At 60.0% G+C, this 12490-nt stretch carries 12 protein-coding genes; 2 read left to right on the top strand and 10 right to left on the bottom strand.

The window, feature by feature from the left end; genetic code table 11:
- Window position 1 precedes the first annotated feature (1 nt).
- The 4 genes from JFV30_RS27490 to JFV30_RS27505 all read right to left on the bottom strand — a co-directional run bounded on the left by JFV30_RS27490 (window position 2) and on the right by JFV30_RS27505 (window position 4904).
- Window positions 2–1096: a polyamine ABC transporter substrate-binding protein gene (locus JFV30_RS27490; protein ID WP_010167848.1), complete on the bottom strand. Its 1095-nt coding sequence runs from the start codon at window positions 1094–1096 to the stop codon at window positions 2–4.
- A gap of 207 nt (window positions 1097–1303) precedes the next feature.
- Window positions 1304–2668 (bottom strand): aspartate aminotransferase family protein, encoded by a 1365-nt coding sequence (locus JFV30_RS27495; RefSeq protein ID WP_010167849.1) that lies wholly within the window; start codon window positions 2666–2668, stop codon window positions 1304–1306.
- A gap of 58 nt (window positions 2669–2726) precedes the next feature.
- A complete protein-coding gene (locus tag JFV30_RS27500; protein WP_201125642.1) occupies window positions 2727–4085 on the bottom strand; it encodes a glutamine synthetase family protein in 1359 nt (452 codons plus the stop codon).
- A gap of 39 nt (window positions 4086–4124) precedes the next feature.
- A complete protein-coding gene (locus JFV30_RS27505; protein ID WP_201125643.1) occupies window positions 4125–4904 on the bottom strand; it encodes a gamma-glutamyl-gamma-aminobutyrate hydrolase family protein in 780 nt (259 codons plus the stop codon).
- Window positions 4905–5182: 278 nt separating this feature from the next.
- Here JFV30_RS27505 and JFV30_RS27510 point away from each other — a divergent pair, with 278 nt between their 5' ends.
- Window positions 5183–6559: a glutamine synthetase family protein gene (locus JFV30_RS27510; RefSeq protein WP_003213894.1), complete on the top strand. Its 1377-nt coding sequence runs from the start codon at window positions 5183–5185 to the stop codon at window positions 6557–6559.
- A 252-nt stretch (window positions 6560–6811) separates the two neighbouring features.
- The gene (locus JFV30_RS27515; RefSeq protein WP_010167852.1) at window positions 6812–7450 is read left to right on the top strand and encodes a TetR/AcrR family transcriptional regulator; all 639 of its coding nucleotides are present in this window, start codon (window positions 6812–6814) and stop codon (window positions 7448–7450) included.
- Between the two features lie 117 nt (window positions 7451–7567).
- On the opposite strand, the gene JFV30_RS27520 is transcribed toward JFV30_RS27515, so the two are convergent.
- The 6 genes from JFV30_RS27520 to ssuE form a co-directional block, all read right to left on the bottom strand.
- Window positions 7568–7783: a TOBE domain-containing protein gene (locus JFV30_RS27520; RefSeq protein WP_003213899.1), complete on the bottom strand. Its 216-nt coding sequence runs from the start codon at window positions 7781–7783 to the stop codon at window positions 7568–7570.
- A gap of 29 nt (window positions 7784–7812) precedes the next feature.
- Window positions 7813–8619 (bottom strand): aliphatic sulfonates ABC transporter ATP-binding protein, encoded by an 807-nt coding sequence (gene ssuB / locus JFV30_RS27525; RefSeq protein ID WP_010167853.1) that lies wholly within the window; start codon window positions 8617–8619, stop codon window positions 7813–7815.
- The gene (ssuC, locus tag JFV30_RS27530) at window positions 8616–9404 is read right to left on the bottom strand and encodes an aliphatic sulfonate ABC transporter permease SsuC (protein WP_010167854.1); all 789 of its coding nucleotides are present in this window, start codon (window positions 9402–9404) and stop codon (window positions 8616–8618) included. The genes ssuB and ssuC overlap by 4 nt, the downstream gene beginning before the upstream one ends.
- Window positions 9405–9413: 9 nt before the next feature.
- A complete protein-coding gene (ssuD, locus tag JFV30_RS27535) occupies window positions 9414–10562 on the bottom strand; it encodes an FMNH2-dependent alkanesulfonate monooxygenase (protein WP_010167857.1) in 1149 nt (382 codons plus the stop codon).
- 25 nt (window positions 10563–10587) lie between these two features.
- Complete coding sequence (locus tag JFV30_RS27540) at window positions 10588–11556, bottom strand: sulfonate ABC transporter substrate-binding protein (RefSeq protein ID WP_010167860.1); 969 nt, start codon at window positions 11554–11556, stop codon at window positions 10588–10590.
- A gap of 107 nt (window positions 11557–11663) precedes the next feature.
- Window positions 11664–12257, bottom strand: coding sequence for an NADPH-dependent FMN reductase (gene ssuE, locus JFV30_RS27545; RefSeq protein WP_003213909.1), 594 nt, complete (start codon window positions 12255–12257; stop codon window positions 11664–11666).
- Between the last annotated feature and the right edge of the window lie 233 nt (window positions 12258–12490).

Here is a 12490-nt window from a genome sequence, read left to right on the forward strand (position 1 = left end):
CTTACTTGCCCGATTTGATCTTGGTCCAGCTGCGGGTCATTTCCCGCTGAGTAGCAGCCGGCAAGTCAGCAATGGCATACAGCTTGGCTTGCACGTCCGCTGGCGGATAAATGCCTGGGTCGCTGGTGATGTCTTTGTCGACCAATGCGGTGGCTTTCTCGTTACCGTTCGGGAAGCGCACGCTGTTGGTAATGCCCGCCATGACTTCCGGCTTGAGCAGGTAGTTCATGAACTTGTAGGCAGCGTCGACGTTTTCGGCATCTTTAGGGATAGCGACCATGTCGTAGAAACTGCCGGCACCTTCTTTTGGAATATCGTAGGCAACCTTGACCTTGCCACCGGCTTCAGCCGCGCGGGACTTGGCCTGTTGCACGTCACCCGAGTAACCCACGGCGACGCAGATGTTGCCGTTGGCCAGGTCGGAGATGTACTTGGACGAGTGGAAGTAGCCGATCGAAGGACGCAGCTTGAGGAACAGGGCCTCGGCTTGCTTGAGGTCTTCTTTCTTCTGGGTGTCGGTCGGCAGGCCCAGGTAATGCAGCGCTACCGGCAGCATTTCGGTTGGCGAATCGAGGAAGCTCACACCGCAGCCTTTGAGCTTGGCGAGGTTTTCCGGCTTGAGGATAACGTCCCACGAGTCGATCTTGTCGATGCCCAGTGCGGCCTTGACCTTCTCGGGGTTGTAGCCGATGCCGATCGAGCCCCACATGTACGGGAAGGCGTGCTTGTTGTCCGGGTCACTGACGGACACGGCCTTAAGCAGCGACTTGTTCAGGTTGTCGTAGTTCGACAACTTGGACTTGTCCAGCTCCTGGTAAACACCGGCCTTGATCTGCTTGGCGAGGAAGTTGTTCGACGGCACGACAATGTCGTAACCGGACTTGCCTGCCAGCAACTTGGCTTCCAGGGTTTCGTTGGAGTCGAACACGTCATAGACCACCTTGATCCCGGACTCTTTTTCAAAGTTCGCGATGGTGTCCGGTGCGATGTAGTCGGACCAGTTATAAACGTGCAGCACTTTATCGTCGGCGTGCGCCGCGCCTGCCATGGCCCCCATCAGGGACAAGGCCAGGAGGGTCTTGCCAGCGTTCTTCAAACCTAATGCCTTCATTCGGTCATGCTCCAATTTTTTCTTTTTTGGGCCACGTTCGTTCTTTAAGTACAACGTGTTTCGCAGCCCGTCTAAGGGCAACAAAACAGGGCGACAGTCTGGCAAGTTCAAGGGCCGGCTTTCAACCAATGCCCCGCTTTTCTAACATCCCGGAAGCAGCGCCCAGCAGGCGCTGCGTTCTGAGCCTAGCATTTAGCCCTGCAATGCCGCCAAAGTCAGGTCCAGGCAGTGCCGCGCCTTGGTCACCAACTCGTCTATCTCGGCCTTGCTGATCACCAACGGCGGCGAAATGATCATGGTGTCGCCCACGGCGCGCATGATCAGGCCATTCTCGAAGCAGAACGTGCGGCAGATCATGCCAACGCCCTTGCCTTCGTAACGCTTGCGCGTTGCCTTGTCCTGAACCAGCTCAATCGCACCGAGCATGCCCACACCGCGAACTTCACCCACCAACGGGTGATCAGCCAGTTCCCTCAGACGCTTTTGCAAATAGGGTGCCGTTTCGTCATGAACGCGCTTAACAATTTGTTCATCGCGCATGATGCGGATGTTTTCCAGGGCAACCGCTGCCGCCACCGGGTGACCGGAATAGGTGAAGCCGTGGTTGAAATCGCCGCCTTCGTTCAGCACCGCGACCACTTCGTCGCGCACGATCAGGCCGCCCATCGGGATGTAGCCCGAGGTCAGGCCCTTGGCGATGGTCATCATGTCGGGCTTGAGGCCGAAGAAGTCGCTACCGAACCACTCACCGGTGCGGCCAAAGCCGCAGATCACTTCGTCGGCCACGAACAGGATGTCGTACTTGGCGAGGATTTCCTTGATGCGCGGCCAGTAGCTGTCTGGCGGCACGATCACGCCACCGGCACCCTGGATCGGCTCGGCAATAAAGGCACCGACGTTGTCCACGCCCAGCTCCAGAATCTTCTCTTCCAGCTGGTTCGCGGCCCACACGCCGAACTCTTCCGGGCTCATGTCGCCGCCTTCGCCGAACCAGTAAGGCTGGGCGATGTGGACGATGCCCGGGATCGGCAAGTCGCCCTGCTCATGCATATAGGTCATGCCGCCCAGGCTGGCGCCGGCCACGGTGGAGCCGTGGTAGCCATTCTTGCGGCTGATGATGGTTTTCTTGTTCGGCTGGCCTTTGATCGCCCAGTAGTGGCGGACCATACGCAGCATGGTGTCGTTGCCTTCGGAGCCGGAACCGGTGAAGAACACGTGGTTCATGCCTTGCGGGGCGATATCGGAGATGGCTTTGGCCAGTTCCAGCACCGGCGGGTGGGCGGTCTGGAAGAACAGGTTGTAGTAAGGCAGCTCTTTCATCTGCTTGGCGGCCGCATCAGCCAGTTCATCACGACCGTAACCGATCGCCACGCACCACAGGCCGGCCATGCCGTCGAGAATCTTGTTGCCTTCGCTGTCCCACAGGTAAACGCCGTGGGCTTTGGTGATGATCCGTGGGCCTTTCTCTTTCAATTGCTTGAAGTCGCTGAACGGCGCCAGGTGGTGATCGCTGCTCAAGGCTTGCCATTCACGGGTTTGCGGGTTGTTGCTGGACATACCAATCTCCTAGATGTTTCAGGTGAGGACGCGCCGTTTAAAGGGCGCGCCCGGCGCATCAGACGGCGAAGAGCAGGAATTCCCGCTCCCACGAACTGATCACGCGCTTGAAGTTTTCATGCTCGGCCCGCTTGACCGCGACGTAGCCTGTGATGAATTTTTGACCCAGGTATTTCTCGATGGTCTTGCTGTTTTCCATGCGTTCCAGGGCGTCTTCGATGGTCAGCGGCAGGCGCAGGTTGCGGCGCTCGTAACCCCGGCCAACCACCGGCGCGCTTGGGCTGATGCCTTCGACCATGCCGATGTAGCCACACAGCAAGCTGGCGGCAATCGCCAGGTACGGGTTGGCGTCGGCACCCGGCAGGCGGTTTTCCACCCGGCGGTTTTGTGGGCCGGCGTCCGGTACCCGCAGGCCAACGGTGCGGTTTTCTTCGCCCCATTCCACGTTGACCGGCGCCGAGGTGTCGGGCAGGAAGCGGCGGAACGAGTTGACGTTAGGCGCGAACAGCGGCAACAGCTCGGGGATGAATTTCTGCAGGCCACCGATGTGGTGCAGGAACAGCTCACTTTTAGTCCCGTCTTCATTGGAGAACACGTTCTTGCCGGTGGCGATGTCGATGATGCTCTGGTGCAGGTGCATCGCGCTGCCGGGCTCGCCGGTCATGGGCTTGGCCATAAAGGTGGCCGCCACGTTGTGCTTGAGCGCCGCTTCGCGCATGGTGCGCTTGAACACCAGGATCTGGTCGGCCAGGGACAGTGCGTCGCCGTGACGGAAGTTGATCTCCATCTGCGCCGTGCCGTCTTCGTGGATCAGCGTGTCGAGGTCCAGTTCCTGCAGCTCGCACCAGTCGTAGACGTCTTCGAACAACGGGTCGAATTCGTTGGCTGCTTCTATAGAGAAGGACTGGCGACCGGTTTCCGGGCGACCGGAACGGCCAATCGGCGGTTGCAGCGGGAAGTCCGGGTCTTCGCAGCGCTTGGTCAGGTAGAACTCCATCTCCGGCGCCACGATGGGCTGCCAGCCTTTGTCGGCGTAGAGCTTGAGGACTTTCTTGAGTACGTTGCGCGGCGACAGCTCGATCGGGTTGCCTTGCTTGTCGTAAGTGTCGTGGATCACCTGGGCGGTAGGCTCGATGGCCCAGGGCACCAGGTACACCGCGTTCTCGTCCGGGCGGCAGATCATGTCGATGTCGGCCGGGTCGAGCAATTCGTAATAGATGTCGTCTTCGACATAGTCGCCGGTCACGGTCTGCAACAGAACGCTTTCGGGCAGGCGCATGCCTTTTTCGGCGATGAACTTGTTGGTCGGCGAGATCTTGCCCCGGGTGATGCCGGTGAGGTCGCCAATCATGCATTCGACTTCTGTGATCTTGTGGTCTTTCAACCAATCGGTGAGCTGGTCGAGGTTGTTACTCATAAATGCCTCTGGGCTGTGTTTCCTGACATCCATTAAAGGTCAGGCGTAAGTTGACGCAGCATCCGCGTCGCGTTGCATCACCCGCTTTCGACAGGCATTGCCAAATGCCTGGAAGATTGCGAGGTAGTGCGGGTTAGAGCTTACCTGCCATTCGGGGTGCCATTGCACTCCTAAAGCAAAAGCCTTGCCCGCGGGGATCGAAAAGCCTTCGATCAAGCCATCCGGGGCGGTGGCCTCGACCTGAAAACCCGGCGCCAGGCGATCGATGCCCTGGGAATGAATCGAGTTGACCTGGATCGTCGGCGGCAAGCCCAGGCTTGCCAATACCCCATTCGGGGAGATCGTCACCGGGTGCGCCGGGCCATACTGGATGTCCAGCGGCTGGGTGTCGTCTTCGCGGTGATCCATCATGCCCGGCACTTCGTGAACCTTCTGGTGCAGGCTGCCGCCAAACGCCACGTTCATTTCCTGGAAGCCACGGCAAATCCCCAGCACCGGAACGCCTGCCGCGATAGCGGCACGCAGCAGCGGCAGGGTGGTTTGGTCCCGTGCAGAATCATGAGCAGTCCCGGGCTCGCTGGCCGGACCGTCGTAGTGAAAGGGTTCGATATTGGAAGGTGAGCCGGTAAAAAGAATGCCGTCCAGGCCGTCAAGAATATTGGCCGGGTCGAGCAGGTCCGCCAGGGACGGAATGATCAATGGCAAGCCCTTGGCAGCGGTGGCCACTGCACGGACGTATTTGTCGCCACTGATGTGATAAGCATGCAGACCGACCTGTTTGGAGCAGGCGGTGACGCCGATTAACGGCAGGCGAGACATGAAGCACCCCGGTATTATTGCTGTTATGGGTTTGAATCGAGCTTAGCCTTGTTCATTTTTTTACACAACACCCCCGTAAAAAATACAACACGGCCCGCTCAAACGTGCTGGTTCCAAGAGCACCAAACCCAAAAAACTGCCCCAAAAAGCCCCAAAAAAGCCCTCAAGGCGCTTTTTTAGGGCAAAAAAGGCCTCGCTTGACTTCGGCATGCCGTTCGGGTTGACTGAAACCCGAAGAGATCAATGATTGATATTTTTAACAACAAAGGTGTTGCATCATGTCGGTACCCCCGCGTGCCGTTCAGCTTAACGAAGCGAACGCGTTCCTTAAGGATCATCCTGAGGTTCTGTACGTAGACCTTCTAATTGCGGATATGAATGGTGTGGTGCGCGGCAAGCGCATCGAACGCACCAGCCTCCACAAGGTTTACGAGAAGGGCATTAACCTGCCTGCCTCTCTATTTGCCCTGGATATCAACGGCTCAACGGTGGAAAGCACCGGCCTGGGTCTGGACATCGGTGATGCTGACCGAATCTGTTATCCAATCCCCGACACCCTGTGCAATGAACCCTGGCAAAAGCGCCCAACCGCGCAACTGCTGATGACCATGCACGAACTCGAAGGTGAACCTTTCTTCGCCGATCCTCGCGAAGTCCTCCGCCAAGTTGTAAGCAAATTTGACGACCTCGGTCTGACCATCTGCGCCGCATTCGAGCTGGAGTTCTACCTGATTGACCAGGAGAACGTGAATGGCCGGCCACAACCGCCCCGCTCGCCGATCTCCGGCAAACGCCCGCACTCGACACAGGTCTACCTGATCGACGACCTCGACGAATACGTCGACTGCCTCCAGGACATTCTGGAAGGTGCAAAAGAGCAAGGCATCCCTGCCGACGCCATCGTCAAGGAAAGTGCCCCGGCGCAGTTCGAAGTGAACCTGCACCACGTTGCCGACCCCATCAAGGCCTGCGACTACGCGGTACTGCTCAAGCGCCTGATCAAGAACATCGCCTACGACCATGAGATGGACACCACCTTCATGGCCAAGCCTTACCCGGGCCAGGCAGGCAACGGTTTACACGTGCACATTTCGATCCTGGACAAGGACGGCAAGAACATCTTTGCCAGCGAGGATCCCGAGCAGAACGCCGCATTGCGTCACGCGATCGGCGGTGTGCTGGAGACCCTACCCGCCCAAATGGCGTTCCTGTGCCCTAACGTCAACTCCTACCGTCGTTTCGGCGCACAGTTCTACGTGCCGAACTCGCCGTGCTGGGGCCTGGATAACCGCACCGTGGCGATTCGCGTACCGACCGGCTCGTCCGACGCCGTACGTATCGAACACCGTGTGGCCGGCGCCGACGCCAACCCTTACCTGCTGATGGCTTCGGTATTGGCGGGCGTGCATCACGGCCTGACCAACAAGATCGAGCCTGGCGCACCGGTGGAAGGCAACAGCTACGAGCAGAACGAACAGAGCCTGCCGAACAACCTGCGCGATGCCCTGCGCGAGTTGGACGACAGCGAGGTGATGGCCAAGTACATCGATCCTAAATACATCGATATCTTCGTCGCCTGTAAGGAAAGTGAGCTGGAAGAGTTCGAACACTCCATCTCCGACCTTGAGTACAACTGGTACCTGCATACCGTGTAAGCGGTTGGCGGGTTAAAAAGAACGCCGCAGGCTTTTGGCTTGCGGCGTTTTTTTATGCCTGTGGTGGCGAGGGAGCTTGCTCCCGCTTGGCTGCGAAGCGGCCCCAATAAGAACACCGGGTTCTTTCAGGCGGAACCGAGGTGCAGGTCTTGGGCCTGCTGCGCAGTCCAGCGGGAGCAAGCTCCCTCGCCACAGGGTATGGATCATCCAGTGGCTCTGCGTACAATGCCCGCTACCCTGTAGGAGACTTCAATGAATCGCCCCGTCGCCCCTCGCAAACCCCGCGCCCGCAGCCAGGCCCGGATCGACGCGATCCTCGACGCCGCCCGCACCTTGCTGGCCGCCGAAGGCGTGGCGAGCCTGTCGATCTACAGCGTGGCCGAACGGGCGCAGATTCCGCCGTCATCGGTGTACCACTTCTTCGCCAGCGTGCCGGCGTTGCTGGAGGCGCTGACCGCCGACGTCCATGCAGCCTTCCGCGCAGCCATTCAGGCGCCCATCGATCATGACTCACTCAAGCACTGGCGCGACCTGTCCTGCGTGGTGGAGCAGCGCATGCTCAGCATCTACAGCAACGACGCCGCCGCACGGCAATTGATCCTGGCCCAGCACGGGCTGACCGAAGTGACACAGGCCGACCGCCAGCACGATCTGGAGTTGGGAAACCTGATGTATGAGGTGTTCAACCGGCACTTCGAAGTGCCGAGCCTGCCCGCCGATGTCGACGTGTTTGCCCTGGCCCTGGAGCTGAGCGACCGGGTCTATGCGCGCTCGGTGCACCAGCACGGGCAGATCACCCCGCGCATGGCCGAGGAAGGCATGCGGGTATTTGATGCGTATGTGGGGCTTTATCTGCCGGCGTTCTTGCCCAAGCGGGTGGTCACTGCCTGATTAAAGTGTTGCCCACAAAGGCCTTATCGCAGGCGAGCCAGCTCCCACATTTGACTGCGTTCACAGATCAAAATGTGGGAGCTGGCTTGCCTGCGATGGCGGTTTCAAGAACGCCAATCACAACTTGGCGATCGACACCTCGGTGGACTTAACGAAGGCAATCACTTCGCTGCCAATCACCAGTTCCAGCTCTTTCACCGAGCGCGTGGTGATCACGGAAGTGACGATGCCGGACGCGGTCTGTACGTCGATTTCCGACAGCACGTCGCCTTCGACGATTTCCTTGATGGTGCCTTTGAACTGGTTACGTACGTTGATGGCTTTAATAGTCATGGTCGTTCTTCCTGTGTAAGACAAGTGAGTTATTGAGCCCAACGCAATTGCGTAGGCAGCGGTGAAACAGGTTCGGGTTCCGGCGGGGTGCCGGGCAGCGACAACACACGGTTAAGCACTTCGGTTTCCAGCGCCGCCAGGCGGTGGGAGCCACGCACCCGCGGACGTGGGAGTTCCACGTGCAGGTCGAGGCCGATTTCGCCGTCTTCGATCAAAATCACCCGGTCGGCAATGGCCACGGCTTCGCTGACGTCGTGGGTCACCAGCAGCACGGTGAAGCCGTGCTTCTGCCAGAGGTTCTCGATCAGTTGCTGCATCTCGATCCGGGTCAGGGCATCCAGGGCCCCCAGCGGTTCGTCCAGCAGCAACAGACGTGGTTGGTGGATCAAGGCGCGGGCCAGGGCCACGCGCTGCTTCTGGCCACCGGACAACGCCGCCGGCCACTCATTGGCGCGCTCGGCCAGGCCGACCGCTTCCAGCGCTTCCAACGCCTGCGGGCGCCAGTTGCCCTTGAGGCCCAGGCCCACGTTGTCGATGATCTTTTTCCACGGCAGCAGGCGCGCTTCCTGGAACATCAACCGCGTGTCTTCAATCGCATCGCTCAGCGGCGCGGAACCGGCGAGCAATTCGCCGCCACTGGCTTTGTCCAGGCCCGCCAGCAGGCGCAGCAAGGTACTTTTGCCGCAGCCGCTACGGCCCACGACCGCGACGAATTGACCGGCCGGGATGTGCAGGTCGATTTCCTTCAGCACTTCCCGCGCGCCGAAGGCCTTGCGCAACTTGCGCACTGCCAGGGGAATGCCCCGCAGCAGGCGTGGAGGTTGTTGAGCGGTCATGCCGCACCTCCTTTATTCACTTGATAGGCCGGGTGCCAGCGCAACCAGACACGCTCCAGGCCACGCGCCGCCAGGTCTGCCAGCTTGCCGAGTACGGCGTACAGCACAATGGCCAGTACCACCACGTCGGTTTGCAGGAACTCCCGGGCGTTCATCGCCAGGTAGCCAATGCCGGAACTGGCGGAGATGGTTTCCGCAACGATCAGCGTCAGCCACATAAAGCCCAGCGCGAAGCGCACGCCCACCAGAATCGAAGGCAAGGCGCCCGGCAAAATCACTTGGCGAAACAGGCTGAAACCGGACAGCCCATAACTGCGGGCCATTTCCACCAGCGCCGGGTCGACGTTGCGGATGCCGTGGTAGGTGTTGAGGTAAATCGGGAACAACGTGCCGAGGGCGACCAGAAATATCTTCGCCGTCTCGTCGATGCCGAACCACAGGATCACCAACGGGATCAGCGCCAGGTGCGGCACGTTGCGGATCATCTGCACCGAGCTGTCCAGCAGGCGTTCACCCCAGGTCGACAGGCCGGTGATAAAGCCCAGGGCCAGGCCGATGCTGCCGCCGATCACAAAACCCAGGCCCGCACGCCAGCCACTGATGGCCAGGTGCGTCCAGATTTCGCCGCTGCGGACCAGGCTGATACCGGCTTCGATCACCGCGCTGGGTGCCGGCAGAATACGTGTCGACAACCAACCGGCCGACACCGACAACTGCCATACCGCCAGCAACAGGATCGGCAGCGCCCAGGGCGCCAATCGATGACTTAATTTTTCAAGGTTCATGGCGGCGCCTCAGCTCTGGGACGCAGCTTTGGGAAGGATGTCGTTGGCGACCATTTCGCCGAACGGGCTGACGTAACCGGCGCCTTTGGGCAACTCGGGACGTTCGATGTCCAGGTGCGGGAACAGCAGCTCCGCAACGCGATACGACTCTTCCAGGTGTGGATAACCGGAGAAGATAAAGGTGTCGATGCCCAGGTCAGCGTATTCCTTCACCCGTGCAGCCACGGTCGGGCCATCGCCCACCAGGGCTGTGCCGGCACCGCCACGCACCAGGCCGACGCCGGCCCACAGGTTGGGGCTGACTTCGAGGTTGTCGCGGCTGCCGCCGTGCAAGGCGGCCATGCGTTGCTGGCCCACGGAGTCAAAGCGCGACAACGAGGCCTGGGCGCGGGCGATGGTTTCATCGTCCACATGGGAGATCAGTTTGTCGGCGGCCTGCCAGGCTTCGGCGTTGGTTTCACGCACGATCACATGCAGGCGAATGCCAAAGCGCACGGTACGCCCGAGCTTGGCGGCCTTGGCGCGAACCTGTGCGATCTTTTCCGCCACCGCAGCCGGCGGCTCGCCCCAGGTCAACACCATTTCCACTTGTTCGGCCGCCAGGTCCTGGGCCGCTTCGGAGGAGCCACCGAAATACAGCGGCGGACGCGGTTGCTGGATCGGCGGGTAGAGCAATTTGGCGCCTTTGACACTGATGTGCTGGCCGTCGTAGTCGACGGTTTCGCCTTCCAGCACGCGACGCCAGATGCGGGTGAATTCCACCGACGCCTGGTAACGCTCTTCATGGCTCAGGAACAAACCGTCGCCGGCCAATTCATCCGGGTCTCCACCGGTCACCAGGTTGAACAACGCCCGGCCACCGGACAACCGGTCCAGGGTCGCGGCCTGACGCGCAGCCACCGTCGGGGAGATGATCCCGGGGCGCAGCGCGACAAGGAATTTCAAGCGTTGGGTCACCGGAATCAGCGACGCCGCCACCAGCCACGAGTCTTCGCAGGAGCGGCCGGTAGGGATCAGCACCCCGCCGAAGCCAAGGCGGTCGGCCGCCTGGGCCACTTGCTGCAGATAACCGTGGTCTACGGCGCGAGCGCCTTCGGCGGTGCCAAGGTAATGGCCGTCGCCGTGAGTAGGCAGAAACCAGAAAATATTGAGGCTCATGGAGTTGTCTCCTGAAGAAGTCGGATTACGGCGCTTTGGCAACGGCGGCGGGTGGCGTCCAGATCACGTCCTTGATGTTCAAGGGTTTGGGGATCAATTTAAGTTGGTAGAAGCTGTCGGCGATTTTCTGCTGCGCGGCAACCACTTCCGGGGTCAGGAACAGCGCGCCGTAGCCCTGGCGTTTCACCGAGGTCAGGGTGATGTCAGCCGGCAGGCCCAGCAGCGGTGCAACTTGTTCGGTGACTTGCTCCGGGTTGGCCTTGGACCACTCGCCCACCGCGCGCACTTCTTCCACCAGCGCCTTGATCACCTCAGGGTGTTTTTCGGCGTAAGGCTTGGTGGCCAGGTAGAACTGATGGTTGTCGGCGATGCCGGTGCCGTCACGCAGGGTGCGGGCTTGCAGCTGTTTCTCGGCAGCCGCCTGGTAAGGGTCCCAGATCACCCAGGCATCGACACTGCCACGCTCGAACGCGGCGCGGGCATCGGCAGGCGGCAGGAAGACGGTCTGCACGTCGGTGTATTTCAGGCCGGCATCTTCCAGGGCACGCACCAGCAGGTAGTGCACGTTGGAGCCTTTGTTGAGGACGACTTTCTTGCCCTTGAGGTCTTGCACCGATTTGATCGGCGAATCTTTCGGCACCAGGATCGCTTCACTGGTCGGCGCCGGTGGCTCGTAGGCGACGTAGAGCAGATCGGCACCGGCGGCCTGGGCGAACACCGGCGGGGTTTCGCCCGTCACGCCGAAGTCGATGGAGCCGACGTTCAAACCTTCCAGCAACTGCGGGCCGCCGGGAAACTCAGTCCATTGCACCTGGACGCCCTGCTCGGCCAGGCGCTTCTCCAGCGAGCCCTTGGCCTTGAGCAGCACCAGGGTGCCGTATTTCTGATAGCCGATTCGCAGGGTCTCGGCCGCTTGAGCTTGAACAATGGCGCCGAAGGACACAGCCGCAGCAAACAGTGCGACCAGACCACGACGCAAGATGACAGTGCGCATGGCGCTCTCTCCACAATACGATTAGGGGGTTGGCTGCACCTGCTTGGCCGTTGGCGGCTGAGTAAGGTGAGTAGTACTTGTTGAATCCAGGTAAAGCTGGGTAAGGCTTAAATGCTCCAGCGAGCACTCAACAAACGTTCATTCAACACATTGGGGTCAAGGGGTTTCGGGCGGCGGGCCATAGCGCTGTAGAACGTCTCCAGGGCCTCGCTCAAACGTTGTTCCAGCACCGGCACCAGTTGCGCCTGGGCGCTGCCTTCGCCGTAGGCGATCTGGCTGTCTTCGGCAAAAATCCCGTGGAGCAATTCCTGGGCTTTCAATGCCGACAGCACCGGCTTCAGCGCGTAGTCCACCGCCAGCATGTGGGCGATGCTGCCGCCGGTGGCCATCGGCAGTACGATTTTGTGGGCCAGGGCGCGTTCAGGCAGCAGGTCGAGGATGGTTTTCAGGGCGCCGGAGAACGAAGCCTTGTACACCGGCGTGGCGATCACCAGGCCATCGGCGTTCGCCACTTGCTGCAGCAGGTCGATGATCTTCGGGCTGTCGAACCGCGCGTGCAGCAAGTCTTCGGCCGGGAAGTCCCGTATCTGATAACTCACCACTTCCACGCCTTGTTGCTGCAACCAGTTGCGGGTGTGATCCAGCAAAACCCCGGACCGGGAACGTTGGCTGGGGCTACCACCAAGTGTTACAACCAGCATGTAGGAAATTCCTTTGGAAAGTGTCGGCGGTTCGCTATGTGGCGATGGCGCCAAGATGGAACAGACCATATCAGCCAATTTATATATCTATAAATCTTATTTTTTCATTTGTTTATTCTTTAAATGCATATGCCGCTCACTAAACTCCAGGCATAAAAAAAGGCCGTCGAAACGGCCTTAAAACCCCTGCATTGTGAGACGGTTTGCAGCATGAACTCTTTGTTGCCTGTCAG

Source organism: Pseudomonas sp. TH32, assembly GCF_016650855.1.
GTDB lineage: Bacteria > Pseudomonadota > Gammaproteobacteria > Pseudomonadales > Pseudomonadaceae > Aquipseudomonas.

Bases quoted from the DNA above. Each gene is read 5' to 3' on its own strand.
- JFV30_RS27495 (WP_010167849.1), bottom strand. From the start codon at position 2,668: ATGTCCAGCAACAACCCGCAAACCCGTGAATGGCAAGCCTTGAGCAGC.
- JFV30_RS27500 (WP_201125642.1), bottom strand. From the start codon at position 4,085: ATGAGTAACAACCTCGACCAGCTCACCGATTGGTTGAAAGACCACAAG.
- JFV30_RS27505 (WP_201125643.1), bottom strand. From the start codon at position 4,904: ATGTCTCGCCTGCCGTTAATCGGCGTCACCGCCTGCTCCAAACAGGTC.
- JFV30_RS27510 (WP_003213894.1), top strand. From the start codon at position 5,183: ATGTCGGTACCCCCGCGTGCCGTTCAGCTTAACGAAGCGAACGCGTTC.
- JFV30_RS27515 (WP_010167852.1), top strand. From the start codon at position 6,812: ATGAATCGCCCCGTCGCCCCTCGCAAACCCCGCGCCCGCAGCCAGGCC.
- JFV30_RS27520 (WP_003213899.1), bottom strand. From the start codon at position 7,783: ATGACTATTAAAGCCATCAACGTACGTAACCAGTTCAAAGGCACCATC.
- ssuB (WP_010167853.1), bottom strand. From the start codon at position 8,619: ATGACCGCTCAACAACCTCCACGCCTGCTGCGGGGCATTCCCCTGGCA.
- ssuC (WP_010167854.1), bottom strand. From the start codon at position 9,404: ATGAACCTTGAAAAATTAAGTCATCGATTGGCGCCCTGGGCGCTGCCG.
- ssuD (WP_010167857.1), bottom strand. From the start codon at position 10,562: ATGAGCCTCAATATTTTCTGGTTTCTGCCTACTCACGGCGACGGCCAT.
- JFV30_RS27540 (WP_010167860.1), bottom strand. From the start codon at position 11,556: ATGCGCACTGTCATCTTGCGTCGTGGTCTGGTCGCACTGTTTGCTGCG.
- ssuE (WP_003213909.1), bottom strand. From the start codon at position 12,257: ATGCTGGTTGTAACACTTGGTGGTAGCCCCAGCCAACGTTCCCGGTCC.